Source organism: Sphingobacterium sp. Mn56C (assembly GCF_049319645.1).
Taxonomy (GTDB): Bacteria; Bacteroidota; Bacteroidia; order Sphingobacteriales; family Sphingobacteriaceae; genus Sphingobacterium.
The window spans coordinates 1,142,415-1,158,404 of the sequence record NZ_JBMOUC010000001.1 but is presented as its reverse complement, the minus strand read 5'-3'; the positions used below and the strand labels follow the sequence as shown (position 1 = coordinate 1,158,404).

At 38.9% G+C, this 15,990-nt stretch carries 19 protein-coding genes; 12 read left to right on the top strand and 7 right to left on the bottom strand.

The features are described 5' to 3' along the window. Positions 1-50 precede the first annotated feature (50 nt). Both ACL9RF_RS04905 and ACL9RF_RS04900 read left to right on the top strand, forming a co-directional pair. Positions 51-665: an RNA polymerase sigma factor gene (locus tag ACL9RF_RS04905; RefSeq protein WP_422799477.1), complete on the top strand. Its 615-nt coding sequence runs from the start codon at positions 51-53 to the stop codon at positions 663-665. 13 nt (positions 666-678) lie between these two features. Beyond that, a complete protein-coding gene (locus tag ACL9RF_RS04900) occupies positions 679-2,049 on the top strand; it encodes a hypothetical protein (protein ID WP_422799476.1) in 1,371 nt (456 codons plus the stop codon). A 101-nt stretch (positions 2,050-2,150) separates the two neighbouring features. Here ACL9RF_RS04900 and ACL9RF_RS04895 read toward each other — a convergent pair whose 3' ends face one another. Both ACL9RF_RS04895 and ACL9RF_RS04890 read right to left on the bottom strand, forming a co-directional pair. Next, positions 2,151-2,762 carry an HAD family hydrolase gene (locus ACL9RF_RS04895; protein WP_422799475.1) on the bottom strand — a complete coding sequence of 204 codons (612 nt, stop codon included), beginning with the start codon at positions 2,760-2,762 and terminating at the stop codon, positions 2,151-2,153. Between the two features lie 64 nt (positions 2,763-2,826). Further along, positions 2,827-4,020, bottom strand: coding sequence for a proline dehydrogenase family protein (locus ACL9RF_RS04890; RefSeq protein ID WP_422799474.1), 1,194 nt, complete (start codon positions 4,018-4,020; stop codon positions 2,827-2,829). A 94-nt stretch (positions 4,021-4,114) separates the two neighbouring features. Between ACL9RF_RS04890 and ACL9RF_RS04885 the strand changes: the two genes are divergently transcribed. From ACL9RF_RS04885 to ACL9RF_RS04870, 4 genes are read left to right on the top strand one after another with little or no spacing between them, the layout of a single operon-like run. Further along, positions 4,115-4,321, top strand: a complete 207-nt coding sequence (locus ACL9RF_RS04885) for an RNA-binding S4 domain-containing protein (protein ID WP_422799473.1) — start codon at positions 4,115-4,117, stop codon at positions 4,319-4,321. A 54-nt stretch (positions 4,322-4,375) separates the two neighbouring features. Further along, positions 4,376-5,446, top strand: coding sequence for a 3-dehydroquinate synthase (aroB, locus tag ACL9RF_RS04880; protein WP_422799472.1), 1,071 nt, complete (start codon positions 4,376-4,378; stop codon positions 5,444-5,446). Positions 5,447-5,464: 18 nt separating this feature from the next. Continuing rightward, positions 5,465-6,199 (top strand): ThuA domain-containing protein, encoded by a 735-nt coding sequence (locus ACL9RF_RS04875; protein ID WP_422799471.1) that lies wholly within the window; start codon positions 5,465-5,467, stop codon positions 6,197-6,199. A gap of 45 nt (positions 6,200-6,244) precedes the next feature. Further along, positions 6,245-6,664 carry an NUDIX hydrolase gene (locus tag ACL9RF_RS04870; protein WP_422799470.1) on the top strand — a complete coding sequence of 140 codons (420 nt, stop codon included), beginning with the start codon at positions 6,245-6,247 and terminating at the stop codon, positions 6,662-6,664. Positions 6,665-6,672: 8 nt separating this feature from the next. On the opposite strand, the gene ACL9RF_RS04865 is transcribed toward ACL9RF_RS04870, so the two are convergent. Then, positions 6,673-7,515 (bottom strand): ATP cone domain-containing protein, encoded by an 843-nt coding sequence (locus ACL9RF_RS04865; RefSeq protein WP_422799469.1) that lies wholly within the window; start codon positions 7,513-7,515, stop codon positions 6,673-6,675. A gap of 158 nt (positions 7,516-7,673) precedes the next feature. Between ACL9RF_RS04865 and ACL9RF_RS04860 the strand changes: the two genes are divergently transcribed. Next, entirely contained in the window at positions 7,674-7,976 is a 303-nt protein-coding gene (locus tag ACL9RF_RS04860) for a YgaP family membrane protein (protein ID WP_422799468.1), read from the top strand. A gap of 93 nt (positions 7,977-8,069) precedes the next feature. Beyond that, positions 8,070-8,759, top strand: coding sequence for an SIR2 family NAD-dependent protein deacylase (locus tag ACL9RF_RS04855; protein WP_422799467.1), 690 nt, complete (start codon positions 8,070-8,072; stop codon positions 8,757-8,759). A 185-nt stretch (positions 8,760-8,944) separates the two neighbouring features. On the opposite strand, the gene ACL9RF_RS04850 is transcribed toward ACL9RF_RS04855, so the two are convergent. Further along, entirely contained in the window at positions 8,945-9,190 is a 246-nt protein-coding gene (locus ACL9RF_RS04850; RefSeq protein ID WP_422799466.1) for a hypothetical protein, read from the bottom strand. Between the two features lie 205 nt (positions 9,191-9,395). Then, positions 9,396-10,727 carry an NADP-specific glutamate dehydrogenase gene (gene gdhA / locus ACL9RF_RS04845; protein WP_422799465.1) on the bottom strand — a complete coding sequence of 444 codons (1,332 nt, stop codon included), beginning with the start codon at positions 10,725-10,727 and terminating at the stop codon, positions 9,396-9,398. A 186-nt stretch (positions 10,728-10,913) separates the two neighbouring features. Here gdhA and ACL9RF_RS04840 point away from each other — a divergent pair, with 186 nt between their 5' ends. After that, positions 10,914-11,702: a sulfite exporter TauE/SafE family protein gene (locus ACL9RF_RS04840; RefSeq protein WP_422799464.1), complete on the top strand. Its 789-nt coding sequence runs from the start codon at positions 10,914-10,916 to the stop codon at positions 11,700-11,702. A 77-nt stretch (positions 11,703-11,779) separates the two neighbouring features. After that, positions 11,780-12,778: a D-cysteine desulfhydrase family protein gene (locus ACL9RF_RS04835; protein WP_422799463.1), complete on the top strand. Its 999-nt coding sequence runs from the start codon at positions 11,780-11,782 to the stop codon at positions 12,776-12,778. A gap of 4 nt (positions 12,779-12,782) precedes the next feature. Here ACL9RF_RS04835 and ACL9RF_RS04830 read toward each other — a convergent pair whose 3' ends face one another. Further along, positions 12,783-13,676, bottom strand: a complete 894-nt coding sequence (locus ACL9RF_RS04830) for a cation diffusion facilitator family transporter (protein ID WP_422799462.1) — start codon at positions 13,674-13,676, stop codon at positions 12,783-12,785. A 483-nt stretch (positions 13,677-14,159) separates the two neighbouring features. Continuing rightward, positions 14,160-14,828: a response regulator transcription factor gene (locus ACL9RF_RS04825; protein ID WP_422799461.1), complete on the bottom strand. Its 669-nt coding sequence runs from the start codon at positions 14,826-14,828 to the stop codon at positions 14,160-14,162. A 99-nt stretch (positions 14,829-14,927) separates the two neighbouring features. On the opposite strand from ACL9RF_RS04825, the gene tssO (ACL9RF_RS04820) reads away from it, so the two are divergent. Together tssO (ACL9RF_RS04820) and tssO (ACL9RF_RS04815) are read left to right on the top strand one after the other, a co-directional pair. After that, the gene (tssO, locus tag ACL9RF_RS04820) at positions 14,928-15,449 is read left to right on the top strand and encodes a type VI secretion system TssO (protein WP_422799460.1); all 522 of its coding nucleotides are present in this window, start codon (positions 14,928-14,930) and stop codon (positions 15,447-15,449) included. A 7-nt stretch (positions 15,450-15,456) separates the two neighbouring features. Next, complete coding sequence (gene tssO, locus ACL9RF_RS04815) at positions 15,457-15,984, top strand: type VI secretion system TssO (RefSeq protein WP_422799459.1); 528 nt, start codon at positions 15,457-15,459, stop codon at positions 15,982-15,984. Positions 15,985-15,990 lie beyond the last annotated feature (6 nt).

The following is a 15,990-nucleotide window of genomic DNA, read 5'->3' as shown; positions in this document are numbered from 1 at the left end:
ATTTGTCTATTTTAGTCGTATAAAATAAATTAAAAGCGTAAAATTATTTCGTGAGCCTGCTACCAAGATACTTTAAGAAGAAAACCCCGTTAACCTTTTGGTTGGCTTTGGAGGAGTGTGCCTTGGAGGATACGGAGCGTAGTAAATCCTTTCTATACAAAAAGTTTTATGGTTACCTCATGGCGGTAGCGCTACGATATATTGCCGAAGAGATGGAAGCTGAAGATGTGGTGAACGAATCTTTTGTTAAAATCTTTCGGAAAATAAAGGACTTTAAAGTCGATGAAGATTCGGAGGTAGCGGAAAAAACGTTTAAAGGCTGGATGGCTCGGATCACCGTAAATACATCTATTGATAAACTTCGGTCAAAAAAAGAAGTTTACTCCTTGGACGATTATACCGACAAGGATTTGGCTATACATGCGGTTCCTGTGTCTACTAGTTTGGAAGAAAAGGATATTTTAAACTTATTAAATACACTTCCAGCCATACAAAAATCAATTTTTAATTTATATGAAATCGAAGGGTATTCGCATGAGGAAATCGGCCAAATGTTGAATATTCCAGAGAGCACTTCGCGTACCTATTTAACTAGGGCAAAAGTACGACTACGAAAGGCCTATACAGAACAATATGCCTTATTAAATACAATAAATCATTCTTAAAAGGACGATTTAAATGAAAAAAGATAAAGAGTTAATAGAAGAAATTATTCACAAAATGAAAGCGCAGGAAGACCTTCCTTATAGGAAGGGGGCTTGGGAGCGTTTTCAGCAGCAGCAAAAGCAGCAGCAGGTTATTTTATTGCCCCATCGATCCCTGCGTAAATGGTATGCCGCAGCTGCCGTTATCGCGGTGTTGGGGGTGGGTAGCCTATTTGTTGCCCAGCGTATGTTACACTTGGATAGAGGTGAAGCAAGTATCGCCGAAAATTCCCATCCTGCACAGCAAAAGGAATCCGATAAGGCGGGGGCGGCCGATACTCCGGCAGCTTTGATGCCGCAAAGTAACCATACAGATGGTTTGCATAGAGGTGAATTTTATGCGACAAATAAGCCTAGTGTTTCCGAAGGTATGCGTGCCGATGTGATGCCGATTAGAAATGCTGAGATCCATAAATCGCTGTTACCAGAATTGGATACAGAAGACCTGCAGGAGCTATCAAAAGGTCTCCATATTGCACAGGTAAAACCTGTAACCCCACTTGTTGAGCGTAAGGTTCAACCCGTTAATGAAGTACATCGTATAAAGGATTTTACGACGGAAAGTTCGCTGTTGGCTAGCACAGGAATGGATGTCTCTGGCTTGCGTTCTAAAGGTTTAGACCATACGGAAAATCATAAACGTTTTAACTTAGGGAATAAATTTGATGTTGCGTTATTTGTGTCGCCAACAGCGACAACAGATAAAATGAATTTTGCTGGAGGTTTGGCATTAGCGTATACGGTGACCAAAAACTTAAGTGTACGCACAGGAGCATCGTATAACACCTATCAAGTTGGTGTGTTGAAAGACCCACATCAACCCTCGAGTGCGGCAACGGTGCATGTTTCGGAGTCGGTGGATTTGGATAGGGTAAATTTAATAAGCAATTCAAAACTGAAAAGCAATGAATTTGTATTGCCAAATGTAAACGCTATTTCTGGGGTTGTGCAATCTATTGATATCCCTTTAGAGGTGAAGTATAATGTAGGTAAAATGTTTTATGCAGCAGCAGGGGTATCGTATTCTGCTATTGTAAATCAGCAGCGTAATGCCCAATTTGTTGATAATGTGAATTTTGAAAGTTTTCAAAATGGGTATCCAAATTCCGAAAAACAGCAATCCGAGTTAACGAAGGCAACAACGAAGACCGTCAAAACTATTGAGCAAAATGTGAGTACCAATGGGTTTAATGGTTTTGTGAATTTTTCGTTAGGAAAAAAAGTAAAAGTAAACAACAGATTTGGCGTTTCTGTGGAGCCTTATGTTAAATTGCCTGTAGGGCAATATAGACGTGCCGATATGGATTACACCAATGGTGGTTTACGTATTATGACCAACTTTTAGTGCTTCAAAACTAGTTTTGGATTTACTTAATACGTAACCCCCCAATAGCGTATAGTAAAAGTCTTAATTGCTGAATGCTAGGCTAAATCGCGATGTACCTGCTACAACTTGTCGATACGTACCCAACCCATACCTGCCGCAATTGCACCCTGCACACCGGGGTCGCCATCTTCAAAAACCAAACAGTCCTTTGGATCGACACCTAACTGCTGTGCAGCCAGTAAAAATGGTTCTGCTGATGGTTTCCCATTAGGCGTATCTCCGGCACATACCATGCTTTGATATTTATCTTTAACATCAATTACAGCTAGGGTGATGTTTAAAGTTGAGCGCGAACCACCTGAAACTACGGCAATCTTTTTAAGGCCATAATTATCGAGCAAAACTTGCTGTACATAGCGAATAGGCTTCGTATCTTGAATAAAGCGCTCTATGAAGATAGCCGACTTACGTTTTGAAAAAACCTCTAAATCGAATGATTTATGGTAACGACGGGCAATTTCCTCGGCAACCGCTACGGTAGGCCATCCCGCCGTTTCGTCGATAAGATTGGGGTCTAAATCGATAGCATATTCTTGCGCTACCGCGACATAAGAAGCTTTGTGTGCCGCCATATTATCTGCCAATGTACCGTCTACATCAAAAAGTAAAGCTTTATATGATTTTGCTAATTCGGTAAGTTTAAGGTATTTTAAGTTTTCGGTTGAGGTCATTATTATATATATAATACAATACACTCCGGTCTATAAAAAAAAAGCTATATCCCGGAGCGTATTCTTATTTAATATTTCTTCTGCGTTCTTTTTCTTTGATAATTAATTTGAGCTCACGTCCTGTTTGTCCGGCCGCGGATGTGTTTTCTTGTGCACGGCGAAACAGATAAGGCATAACTGCCTTCACCGGGCCATATGGCATATACTTGGCTACGTTATAGTTTGCCGCACCAAGGTTAAAAGAAAGGTTGTCTGACATGCCTAACAATTGTGCAAAAAATACATTAGGGTGGTTGTGCGGAATATTTCTTTTATCCATCTCGGTTGCTAAGGTCATACAACTTTGATCATTATGTGTGCCCGCCATTAAACCAACTCTATCAATATGATCTAAACAAAATAATATCGCTTCGTTGTAATCGGTATCACTAGCCGATTTATTCGGTTGAATAGGTGAGGTATAGCCCTTCTCTGCAGCACGCTCGCGTTCAATTTCCATATAAGCTCCACGAACAATTTTTGCCCCTAAATGAAAATTTTGCACTTCAGCATAGGCCAAATCCGCTTTTAAAGAGGCGAGCTTATCATGCCTGTACAATTGATAGGTATTATAAACAATAGGCGCCTTTTTATTATATTTCTCCATCATTTCGCGTGCAATATCGTCGATACTGTCTTGAATCCAGGAATGCTCGGCATCTATAAGTACAGGCACATCAGCATCATAACATGCCTTACATATCTTGTCACAACGCGCTATTAACTTTGCATATTCCAGTTTCTCGGCAGCTGTAAGCTCCTCTTTAGCATCAATTTTTGCCAAAAGGTCAAAACGTCCGACACCGGTAGGTTTAAATACACAAAAGGAAATAAGTTTATTTGTTCGGGCATATGCTACGGAAGAGAGCACTTCATTACAGGTCGCATCAAAGCTTTCTTCCGATTCTTCCCCCTCTACGGAGTAATCCAAAATAGTTGTTACGTTACCTTTGCCAAGGTCGGCAATAGCTTTATGGCAACCTTGAATCGTTTCGCCACCGCAAAATTGCTTATAAATGGTGTTGCGAATAATACCTTGTATAGGGAGACCGATCGTTAAGGAGAAATTTGTTATTGGTGTTCCGATTTTTATTAAAGTGCTGGAAGCTACCATTTTAAACAACCAGTAGGCTCTGTTTAAATCCTTGTCACTTTTATTTCTAAAAGCTATTTCTGTATTATCAAAATCTAACAGGTTTGAACTTTCTTGTGTTACCATTATATTTAAGTCATTATGGCACAAATGTAACTATTCGGAACGATAGTTTTTCTGAAAAACCTGAAATAAACTGATAATATATGTAAATTTGCTTATGCAAACGTTTACATTAACAGGTGAATTTATTCCCATGATCCAATTATTAAAAGCAATGAATTGGGTAGAGCACGGCGGTATGGCGCAGCGTATGGTAGAAGAGGGGTTGGTAACATATAATGGCGTTGTAGATTTTAGAAAACGCTTAAAGGTGCGTAAAGGTGATATTGTAACGTTTGAAGGACAAACGGTACAGATCATATAATTATTACATAGCAATAGGTTTTATTGTTTATCTTTAAGCACTCATTTTTTATTTATGCAAGCCATTCAAAGTTTAGGATACCAGGTATTTTTTGAAGAAAATTTAAACAGCTTAGAAAATTTTATTGCGAGTCGTAATTATTCGCAAATTCTGATTCTTGTTGATAGAAATACGAACGACCACTGTTTGCCGGTGCTGCTGGCGGCAGTACCCAACCTTATTGATTATGATATTATTGAGGTGGACCCCGGAGAAGAAAATAAAAATATCGATTTCTGCATTGGTGTTTGGAAAACCATGTTGGATTTTGGTGCCGACAGAAAGGCACTAATGTTAAATCTTGGTGGCGGTGTCGTTACCGATATGGGAGGTTTTGCTGCTTCAACCTTTAAAAGAGGTATTGATTTTGTGCAAATACCAACCACTTTATTGGCACAAGTAGATGCTTCTGTGGGTGGAAAAACTGGTATTGACTTGGATAACGTTAAAAATATTATCGGAACCTTTACCCAGCCACAGGCCGTATTTATAAGTTCTAAATTCCTTATTACCCTGGATGACAGACAGCTGTTATCGGGTTTTGCCGAAATTATTAAGCATGGTTTAATTCAGGATAAGGATTTATACGAAGCTTGTAAACAGGTAAATATTATGGCAGATGCTATAGACCCGGAATTGATCTATAGGTCGGTGCAAATTAAGAATACTGTTGTTTTAGAAGATCCTACTGAAAAGGGCTTACGCAAGATTTTAAATTTTGGACATACGATTGGCCATGCCATTGAGGGGTATTCTTTATATAATGATGCCGACCCTTTATCGCACGGTGAAGCTATTGCAATAGGTATGATCTGTGAAGCCTGGCTTTCCCATAAACAAGGTAGCCTGTCGGCGGATGAACTTGCCGATATTACCCAAACATTTCTGGCGCTTTACCCTAGATATGTCTATACTACAGATCGGTATGAGGCATTTTTAGAACTGATGAAAAATGATAAAAAGAATGAGGCCAACCAGATTGGGTTTGCTTTGTTAAACCGCATTGGTGATTGTACTTTTAATGTATTTGTCGGGGAGGATGATATTAAAGGTGCACTGGATTATTATTTGGCCGTTGCGACCTAATTATTAACCATATTATTGATGAAAAAAGTACACCTAACCCTTATGATTGCCCTGTGCAGCATGGCTACTACAGTCTTTGCACAGCAGCGCGAGCAGCAGAAAAATGTTTTGATATTTAGTAAAACTGCGGCCTTTAGGCATGCCAGTATTCCAAAAGGTGTGGCAACCGTTACGAAGGTGCTAAACGCTAATGGTATACGTACGGTAGCCTCGGAGGATGCAAATTACTTTTGTGCCGACAGTTTACGACAATTCGATGCCGTACTTTTTTTAAGTACCACCGGCGATTTGTTTAACGCTGCACAAAAACAGGCCTTTCAAGACTTTATACATGCTGGCAAGGGGTTTATCGGTATTCATGCGGCAACAGATACCGAGCACAGCTGGCCATGGTATGGGCAGCTTGTAGGGGGCTATTTTGCATCACATCCTGAAGTGCAAGACGCTAAGATGGCGGTAATAAATCGAAAACATCCCGCTACCCAGCATCTGCCAGAGGTTTGGTGGCATAAGGATGAATGGTACGATTTTAAGGATATAAAATCAGAATTAAGCGTGTTAATGACATTGGACGAAACTTCATATAAGGGTGGTAAAATGGGCGATTTTCATCCCATAGCTTGGTTCCAGGAGTTTGAAGGCGGACGTGTTTTTTATACCGGTCTTGGTCATACGGACGAATCTTTTGACGATGCGGCCTTCCAAAAGCATATCTTGGGTGGCACCTGCTATGTTCTGAGATTAAAAAAATAAACCTGTGCATTTTCTGTAAACTGCATAGGTTTACAATACTATATTATGTTAAACCCTGATAATAATACAATAACCATTGCTTCTGCAATGGTTTTAAATTTTAATGGCGACCTATTGGTGGTTCGTAAAAAGGGAAGCTCATACTATATGCTTCCCGGAGGAAAAATTGAGGCCCAAGAAACGCCGGCAAAAGCCCTAGTTCGCGAACTGCAAGAGGAGCTGCAATTCGAGCTTCCGGAAAGTGCATACCACTTCTTAGGCACACATCGCACTGCTGCTGCAAATGAGCGCGGAAAGAGCGTGTGTGGTTATATTTTTCTATTAAAGGAGCGACGCGCAAATACCCCTATAACGCCATGCGCCGAGCTGGAAGAGGTGGTATGGCTCACAAAGGAAAACTATAAAACGTATACATTAGCACACTTATTAACGGAGTTTGCCTTACAAAGATGGCTAAATGGCTAATATCAGTCTTAAACCCCTACGAGCGGACTATTTATCAGTTCGCAGGCCTCTGCAAGAATAGCTTTTTTTGTTTTTGTATCGACGGATAATAACTTTATGTACCTTGGATTATGTATGATATCCTTAACGAGTATACACTGTGCCTTCAACAGGGTGTCTTTTTGCAAAGCATCCAGCGATGTTAAGCAGGTGATAGGATATTGTCCGTTGTCGTCGACCTTTAACTTTAAACTCGCATTTTTAGGGTAATCCCAGGCGAGTAAATTCATTTTATAGTACGCCGCAAATTTTATGGAGTCGGAGGTAAGGTAGGCATTCGTAACCAGCCAGGTCGCAGTAATCTTTAATTTTTTATTGAAAAAGTTATATGTAATACCTGTTATATCCTTCGCGCGCGACATAAAATACATGGGCGTAGTAACGGATATTTTAGCGTCTATATCATTTCTAAATTTACATTCTACAGCCAGTAGTTTATTGCCTTTAACGGCAATAACATCGATTTCATGCGTTACGGCATGCCCCTGTATTGTTTGTCCGGTAATGGCTTGATAACCCTCTGTTTCAAATAACTTGGCTATCCATTTTTCAAAATGATACCCCTCAGGGCCTAAATCGCGAATGGCCTTTTTTAGACTGTATCGGGCAGCATAGGTATTACGTTGATTTTTAAGATAATTAAAGGCAAGCTCGTATAGTTCCCGAGTAGAGATGCCGTCGTATAATTTATGTTGTATAGCTTGGAAGACCTGTGTAACCTCCGTGTCGTTTGCTCCAGACCTCGACAAGGAATGCCTGAGGCTCTCCGGTTTATAGGGTACCAATTCTCCAGAATATTTCTTAACGTTCATAGTATGGTTTTAAAGGCGTAATTTAGGAAGTATAAATCTTTTCGCAAAATCCTTTATCTGGAATATGTTTTGAAGCTGCACATGCCTGCAGGAGAAAGATTATCCGATAAGAATCAAACTTTGTTGTTTATTTTTTGTTTTACATAAAAAAGAACACTATGAATGCACTTATAAATTACGGACTGAATAAGCTTAAAGCAAAGGTCGACGAGAAATGTATCGACGGAAATGTAGGTACATCAGAAAGAATATTATCTGTTGTAGCAGGAGGTTTTATTCTCGGAGTAGGTATAAAGAAAATTATCAAAAATCCAATTAGCGCATTAACAGGCCTTAGCATTGGTGGAGCGTTAATTTATCGCGGTATTACAGGGCATTGTACGGCAAAGTCTGCTTTGGAGAAGATGACCAATAAAGAAGATGAGGTCACCGTAATAGAACATCGCTACTTTGTAAAGTAAGTCAAGTCGTTATTAAAAAAGTATATACAACGCATAAAATTGTAAGATTTTATGCGTTTTTTTGTGGCAGGGTTACCTGAAAAAAAGTAATGTATGCGTAAACGAAAATTGGTTGTATTGTCTGGTGCAGGCATCTCTGCAGAAAGTGGATTGCAGACTTTCCGCGGGCAAGACGGTCTTTGGGAAGGCCATCGGGTAGAAGATGTGGCTTCGCCAGAGGGGTGGGCGCGCGACGCCGAGCGGGTACAGCGCTTTTATAATTTGCGCCGTGCTGCCTGTCGACAAGCACAGCCCAATGCCGGTCATTTAGCACTTGTGGAATTGGAGCCATATTTTGATGTATATATAGTAACGCAAAATATCGATGATCTCCATGAGCGTGCGGGCAGCAAACAGATCATACATCTACATGGAGAAATATTAAAATCTCAGTCATCCAAAGATCCAAAATTAGTATTTGACATCAGCGGCGATACCCTTAAGATGACCGATCTATGCCCTTTAGGCTCTGTATTGCGGCCCCATGTAGTTTGGTTTGGTGAAGCCGTACCTATGATGCAGGTCGCCAGTAAGGTTGTGAGCGAGGCGGATATTTTGCTCGTCGTTGGTACATCTCTACAAGTTTATCCGGCTGCAAATTTAATTTATGCTGTTCCGCATCACTGTGAAATTATTGTGGTCGACCCACAGGTAGATAATTTAAGGTTACACCACCGTGTTCGGCAGATCGCAGCGCCGGCCAGCGTTGCGTTACCAAAATTGATTAAAGAGCTGGCCAAATAATATTTGGAGCCGATATTTATCTCGCTGTTTATCAATGTGTTTTGTCGGTCTTGTGGTATGCTTTATTGAGCAGGTAACCGCCACCTGTGTTATGCAGCGCAAAATACACCAAATTTAATTCTGAAACATACCTACCCCAGTCTTAAGTAGCTGTTTGTCAGGTTGATACAAGGTCTTTTTGAATTTTAATTATACCTGTTGTAGGCTTCTATAAAGCCAGATCGCATGGCTTTAAATTGTTGCAGAACTTGGGTTATAAAAGTCTCATCCAAGATTTCAAAGACAGAATTTACACCTTCGGTAACGTCAGTTTCAGCGAGTTTAAAAGACTGCTCCAAGTTGCCTTGCTCAAATTTGATAATAAACTTTTGGTTCATACCAAAGATGGTAATCTTACATTCCGGATGTGGTAACTCTGCTATTGTTCTCATGTTGTAAATTAAAAAGCCAAATGTAAAAATTAAAAGTCGGAAGTGAAAGCTTAAAGATGTCGCTAGCCAAGGCGACAATTAAATTCCACCTATACTTCGCAATACCTGTAATGGTTGATCAAAAGGATAGGATACGGCCACAAAAAAAGGTGACCTACTTACTATGAACTAGCGTAGGTCACCTTTTATATTCTTAACGACAGGGTTAAACGATACCTTGCGATTTCATCGCCTCTGCCACTTTCACAAAGCCACCAATATTAGCACCTTTTAGGTAATTAATATATCCAGATTCTTCTTTACCGTAACGTAAACAAGTTTTATGAATATTCTCCATAATAGCCTTTAAACGTGTGTCCACTTTTGCTGACGTCCATTGCTGCCCAATAGAGTTTTGCGACATCTCCAAGCCCGATACGGCCACACCACCCGCATTAGCTGCCTTTCCTGGTGCAAAGAATACTTTTGCGGCATGGAAAACAGTAATAGCTTCGGCTGTGGATGGCATATTAGCCCCTTCAGCAACACACTTACAACCATTTTCGATTAGCTTTTTAGCATCATCTCCGTTGAGTTCATTTTGGGTAGCACATGGCAATGCGATATCACATTTAAACTGCCATGGCTTTTCGCCTGCATGAAAAGAGGAGGATTTATATTTCTCAGTAAACTTATCTATATTACGACCTAAAGTAGCAATATAGGTCAGTTTTTCATGCGTAAAACCATCCTCGTCATATAAAGTTCCACTGCTATTGGATAGTGTTATAACCTTAGCACCCAGCGCAATTGCTTTTTCTGCCGCATAAAAAGCAACATTACCAGCACCTGAAATACACACCGTTTTACCTTCCAGATTTTGGTCAATATAATCGTAGATACACGCTACAAAATACAATAAACCATAACCCGTAGCCTCAGGGCGAATATAAGAACCACCCCAATTTACACCTTTACCCGTAAGCACGCCTGTAAAGTTATTCTGTATACGTTTATATTGTCCAAACAGAAAACCAATTTCACGGGTACCTACACCAATATCACCGGCAGGAACGTCAGTTTCCGCACCAATATGACGGTACAACTCGGTCATAAAAGATTGACAGAAACGCATAATCTCATTGTCCGACTTTCCTTTAGGGTCAAAGTCGCTACCACCTTTACCACCACCAATAGGCAAACTAGTCAGCGCATTTTTAAAAACCTGCTCGAAAGCCAAGAATTTCAAAATACTTAAGTTCACATCCGGTGCAAACCGTAATCCACCTTTATATGGACCGATTGCCGAATTCATCTGAACACGGTAACCACGATTTACCTGCACAGTATTACTGTCATCCAGCCAAGCAACACGGAAAGATACCACGCGCTCCGGTTCAGCTAATCTTTCAAGAATTTTTAAGGTTTCATATTCAGGATAATTCTCATTTAAGAATGGAATTATATCTTCAACGACTTCAGTTACTGCCTGCAAGAATTCAGACTCATTGGGGTTACGTTTCTCAACGTAATTAATAAAGTTTTTAAGGTTGAGCATTGTTACTTGTTAAATTTTCATTTTCTCTGACGCTAATTTACATTTTTTTTACTAAAAACAAGTCGATATTTGAAAAAATACAAAAGAATTGTGCTTTCAGCGATTTTACCCTTTAGAAAAAAGGAATGTAACAAAAGATACAGCCTCCGTTTAATTATTTACTTAGCTTTAGACTTTTTAACAAATATGGAAAGTTTAGGTTTTTTATTAGCGCTGTGTATTGGAGTATCTTTGGGATTGATGGGGAGTGGCGGATCCATTCTTACGGTTCCGGTATTTGTTTACATATTGCAGGTAGAACCATCGCTATCTACCACCTATTCTCTTTTTGCGATCGGTGTTGCCGCAGCTATAGGTTCTATACGCAACTACAGACTTAAGCTAATTGATTACCAAAAGATTATAGACTTCGGAATACCTTCCATAATCCTCGTATTTCTTACACGGCAATTTATACTTCCCCTTATACCTAAAGTATTTTTTATCGGCCCCTGGATTATCCATCAAAATACGATCCTCATGGTCTTCTTTTCGTTGGTAATGCTGTTATCAGCCCTAAAAATGATCCAACCATCTGAAAAGCGAACAGCTGTTAATGACCGAAAACCAAGTCGATATACGACCATTCTTCAAGGTGCAGGAGTAGGTTTGATAACTGGCATTGTAGGAGCGGGTGGAGGTTTTCTGATCATTCCGGCCTTAATTGGTTTTTACAAAATGCCCATGCATAGGGCTGTAGGCACATCATTAGCGATTATCTGCATAAATTCTTTTTTCGGCATGGCAGGAGATATAGAAAAAATACCCCTTTTTGACTGGAAAATTTTAGCCCCCTATACGGTTTTACTTTTGCTGGGTATGTTTCTTGGTTTTTATATATCACGTTATTTCAATGGGCAGCAGCTAAAGCGTAGTTTAGGGTACCTTATTTTAGGGATTGCTATTTTTATATTCCTTAAAGAAACACTTTTATAGTAAACCTAGGCTAAACCAAAATATTGCTTATATTGTTATACCTATAATTAGTTAATCGATAATCTGTTATACACAATATGATGCAAGCTATAAATTTAAAAAAGTTCCCCAAGCTAAGATTTATTACCTCAAAAACCGAAATACATAAACTTTCGGTGTTAAGTAAAGCTTTAGGTGTAAACCTTTATTTCAAAAGAGAAGACCACAATATATTTGGTTTTGGTGGCAACAAGGTTCGTAAGTTAGAATACCTTTTAGGTGATGCACAAAAACATAAGGCAACCCATATTTTAACCATGGGCGCCCTACAATCCAACCATGCACATATGACCGCATTACTGGCTAATATGCACGGGTTTGAAACCGAGCTCTTTCTTAAAAAAACAGTTGCTATATCCTCCACCGTTTATGCGCAAAATGGAAACAGCCTGCTGAATAAAATTATTCAGGCCAAAACGCATTTCTTTAGCCAAGGTGAAAATGCTACCGAGGCATTGAAGCAGCGTGTTGAAGCCATAAAAAGAGCGGGGGGGCGTCCCTATGTTATACCTATTGGCGGTTCGTCGGCCTTAAGTACGTTAGGGTATTTAGACGCCTACATAGAAATTATGGAGCAACAGAAAGAAGGACGTACGTATTTTGACCATATGGCTTTAGCAACGGCCTCAGGTGGCACACAGGCAGGGTTGGAGCTGGGGAAGTTGATTACCGGAAGTGCTGTTAAAATTACAGGATACCAGGCCAATCCTACGCAAGAAAATTTGGAACACCAAACATTATCCTTTGTAGAGGAAGCCTTAACTCTAATTAAATATAAAAGCCAGGTACCGGAGAAAATCAACCTGCATAAGGCTTTTACCGGCAACAGATACGGCATACTCGAACCTTATCATATCGACTGCCTACGGTTATTGGCTAAAACTGAGGGTATATTTTTGGATCCGATTTATAGCAGTAAAGCCTTTAGCGGACTGCTAATGGATATTGAAAATGGTTATTATAGAAAAGGAGAGAACATATTATTCCTGCATACTGGTGGGGCACCTAGTTTATTTGCCTATGCTGATAGCTTTTAATCTATTAATCTATCGTAATTTTACTTGGGTCAAAGGGTTCAATATGCACAAATACATTGGCTATATCACTGAGGTTATCCATTAGATAATCTTTTAAGGCATGGGCAATATCATGGCCTTCCTTAACACTTAAATCTGCGCTTACAACAGCATGTAAATCTACAATATACGACATGCCTACTTTACGTACAAAACACTTATCGGTAGCCATCACACCATTAACCTCCAAAGACTTTTCGCGCACAAAGGCCACAATATCCTCAAATAAGTTTTCATCCATAATTTCTCCCAATGCAGGTCTAAAGATGTGGTAACAATTGTATAATATTAAGCCCGAAGCAAATAATGCCGCCCAGTCGTCGGCATATTCATAGCCCTCACCCAACCATAAGGCGATGGAAATTCCGATAAAGGCAGCCACCGAAGTAATAGCGTCGCTTCTATGGTGCCAGGCGTCGGCACGCAAGGAAGTACTATTTAATGCCTTTGCACGACGCATAACAATCTGATAGCTAACCTCCTTCCATACGATAATTACACCTAAAACATACAAGGTCCAGGGTTTAGGAAGCTCGTGTGGAGTCTGCAAATTAAGGATACTCTGGTGTGCAATAACGGTAGCAGAAATTACCAGAAATATTACAACAATGAAGGTAATAAGTGGCTCAATGCGGCCATGTCCATAAGGGTGTGTTTTATCGGCCGGTCGTTTGGAATATTTTATACCCAATAAAACCAAAATCGACGAAAATATATCTGTTGTGGATTCTATAGCATCTGCAATTAGCGCAAAGGAATGTCCAAAGAATCCTGCCAACCATTTTATAATGGCCAGACCAAAACTTCCCAGTATACTGAAGTACACTGTTTTTTCTGCCTTATTTGCTTTTGACGACATACCGATGTTTTTTTACAAAATAACTAATTATATTTTATCATTTGGTCCAAGCGTTGGAAAATAGATAAATAACTTTTCAACATTGCAAATTAAAGAAAGAGCCATTTCTGTTTTGATGGTTAAAGGATCGAATTTTTGTGGGATGTAATAATGATTGTTATCATTAGTTTTCAAAACAACCAAATGAAAGCACATAAATTACAATGTTTTAAAACAGAACTTTTAGCGTTATAAGAAAATTTATAATTAATTAATATACAGGTTAATATTGTTTTTATCTAAATGTATGGAATACCTATATATTTTTAGACATTAAGATGTTTGCAGGAATTAAGCACGAACAAGTTTTCAGATTGTTGTTTGTTGTAGTAAATTAATTTTATTTCATTTGTATGTGATCTAGATAATTTAATACTTGTTCTTTAGCATATAGCTGGCATAATTTGTCAAATACAATAACTGAAATTTTGTTTAATGAAATTGTTATGTACTGGAATTATAATAGCCCTGTTCGACACAGAAACGGATAAGGTCTATTTTATTTCTCAAACCTAATTTTTTGACCAGGTTTGCAATATACGTATCTATAGATCTGCTACTCAAATTAAGGTATAATCCTATTTCTTTATTACTTAGTCCTTCATAGCATAATTTCATAATTTGTATTTCTGTTACTGAGGCAGTATACCAGGCTTTTTGTTGCCTTTGAAAATAACCATGTACCGCAGTAGGCTGCAGTTGCCAATGTTTCAGGTAGTTCGCATACTCCTGCGTATGGGTTAAGATGTAGTTTTTCAATAAATCCAGAATTACAACACTTTTCTTCTGGCAATAATAAACGTCAGGAAATTTGGATAGGTATTGACACATATCGTCCTGATAGGTCGGAGAATAGGTTAGTATAGGCGTGCTGTTGCCTGATTTACGTATCGTTGAAATGGCTTCCATGCCACTCATAATCGGCATAAACAGGTCTATAATAAAAATATTTTCTTGCCGAAAGTATAATTGACTTAATAATTCATGACCATTATTACAGTTTTTTAGTACACGGTAGAACGGATTACAAAGTAAACTATTAACCAATATCTCTTTAAAATAATAATCAGATTCAGCGATAGAGAGGCTAATTGTATGTGGCTGTATATGCATAAAAAGATGATTTAGAGCAAACAAATATAGGGAAAACATTTTCGGATGCCGTTACAGCCAACAAACCAACACAGCAATAAACAAACCAACTATTAATCCATGAAAAGTAAAACTACGATAGCTAACAGCCGGAACAAGCGAAGAGCGCTATGTATATTTATGCTTCATTTTGCCCTATTCACCATACTAACGTTCTTGGTTATTTATCTCTTTTTTTATAGCTATGATGTGCAGCGAAAAAATATTCAGAAAGACATTATTGCTTACCAATCCATTCTTAACAAGCAGTATGTGTTAAAGCTAAAAATGGACAGCCTTTTTTACCTGATGGGCTTATGGAATACCGGGAAGGTGACCAATGACCTGGCACTGGGAAAATACATTACGCAAAATATTCAGCAAACTAATCAGCTAATTGGAGCGGATAGTATTTCGGAATTTAAGCACTATGCCCTTCTATTAAAACAGTTAGACGCTATGCTTATGCTGAAGTATGAAATATTCCAGATTTCGGAGAAAGAACGTATGGCCTTAAGAAATTTAAATGAATGTATGGGCAGTATTAAGAAAGTAAAGGCAGAAATCGAGCAGGATCCAACACGGAGGTTCCAAGTAAAATAAAGCAGCTATGAACAGCGCAAATACTTTATCAAAAAGAGAACAACAGTATCAGTTTACCTATCTGTTGGCCATGGCGCTGCTTGTTATTGGTGCCGGTATATACCTTATTTCCCGCAGGTTTGCTACACCATTATCCGGAAATGATGTTTTAGAAATACAAATGTTGGCCGAGAGAAACAAATTTTCACGACAGCAATATCTGGTGTTTCCATTAATACATAACACCTATAAAAAAATTCATATTCTGAATGATAGCGGCCTGCATCCCTTCGCTGCGCATGATATTAAAAATAGCATTAACGCGATAGCAAATAGCTTTGAAAACAGCGGCATTTACGATAGTAGAAAAGAGGGCTATATACAAATGGCCCAATTCTATAAAATGTATCTCGAAGACAAGATTATTGCAGTCAAAAAAATGGAAAATATAACCCTCTTTGAAAAGCAGTATGAAGAGTGTGCAATCGGTTTTAAAGATAAGGAACAACAGTTGGCCCAAAAGAAAAATGCAATACTCTCTAGAAGTGTTCAGTAAACGGAA

Bases quoted from the DNA above. Each gene is read 5' to 3' on its own strand.
- aroB (WP_422799472.1), top strand. From the start codon at position 4,376: ATGCAAGCCATTCAAAGTTTAGGATACCAGGTATTTTTTGAAGAAAAT.
- ACL9RF_RS04860 (WP_422799468.1), top strand. From the start codon at position 7,674: ATGAATGCACTTATAAATTACGGACTGAATAAGCTTAAAGCAAAGGTC.
- ACL9RF_RS04835 (WP_422799463.1), top strand. From the start codon at position 11,780: ATGATGCAAGCTATAAATTTAAAAAAGTTCCCCAAGCTAAGATTTATT.
- ACL9RF_RS04865 (WP_422799469.1), bottom strand. From the start codon at position 7,515: ATGAACGTTAAGAAATATTCTGGAGAATTGGTACCCTATAAACCGGAG.
- ACL9RF_RS04840 (WP_422799464.1), top strand. From the start codon at position 10,914: ATGGAAAGTTTAGGTTTTTTATTAGCGCTGTGTATTGGAGTATCTTTG.
- ACL9RF_RS04900 (WP_422799476.1), top strand. From the start codon at position 679: ATGAAAAAAGATAAAGAGTTAATAGAAGAAATTATTCACAAAATGAAA.
- ACL9RF_RS04870 (WP_422799470.1), top strand. From the start codon at position 6,245: ATGTTAAACCCTGATAATAATACAATAACCATTGCTTCTGCAATGGTT.
- ACL9RF_RS04855 (WP_422799467.1), top strand. From the start codon at position 8,070: ATGCGTAAACGAAAATTGGTTGTATTGTCTGGTGCAGGCATCTCTGCA.
- ACL9RF_RS04830 (WP_422799462.1), bottom strand. From the start codon at position 13,676: ATGTCGTCAAAAGCAAATAAGGCAGAAAAAACAGTGTACTTCAGTATA.
- ACL9RF_RS04850 (WP_422799466.1), bottom strand. From the start codon at position 9,190: ATGAGAACAATAGCAGAGTTACCACATCCGGAATGTAAGATTACCATC.
- ACL9RF_RS04895 (WP_422799475.1), bottom strand. From the start codon at position 2,762: ATGACCTCAACCGAAAACTTAAAATACCTTAAACTTACCGAATTAGCA.
- tssO (WP_422799460.1), top strand. From the start codon at position 14,928: ATGAAAAGTAAAACTACGATAGCTAACAGCCGGAACAAGCGAAGAGCG.
- gdhA (WP_422799465.1), bottom strand. From the start codon at position 10,727: ATGCTCAACCTTAAAAACTTTATTAATTACGTTGAGAAACGTAACCCC.
- ACL9RF_RS04890 (WP_422799474.1), bottom strand. From the start codon at position 4,020: ATGGTAACACAAGAAAGTTCAAACCTGTTAGATTTTGATAATACAGAA.
- ACL9RF_RS04825 (WP_422799461.1), bottom strand. From the start codon at position 14,828: ATGCATATACAGCCACATACAATTAGCCTCTCTATCGCTGAATCTGAT.
- ACL9RF_RS04885 (WP_422799473.1), top strand. From the start codon at position 4,115: ATGCAAACGTTTACATTAACAGGTGAATTTATTCCCATGATCCAATTA.
- ACL9RF_RS04875 (WP_422799471.1), top strand. From the start codon at position 5,465: ATGAAAAAAGTACACCTAACCCTTATGATTGCCCTGTGCAGCATGGCT.
- tssO (WP_422799459.1), top strand. From the start codon at position 15,457: ATGAACAGCGCAAATACTTTATCAAAAAGAGAACAACAGTATCAGTTT.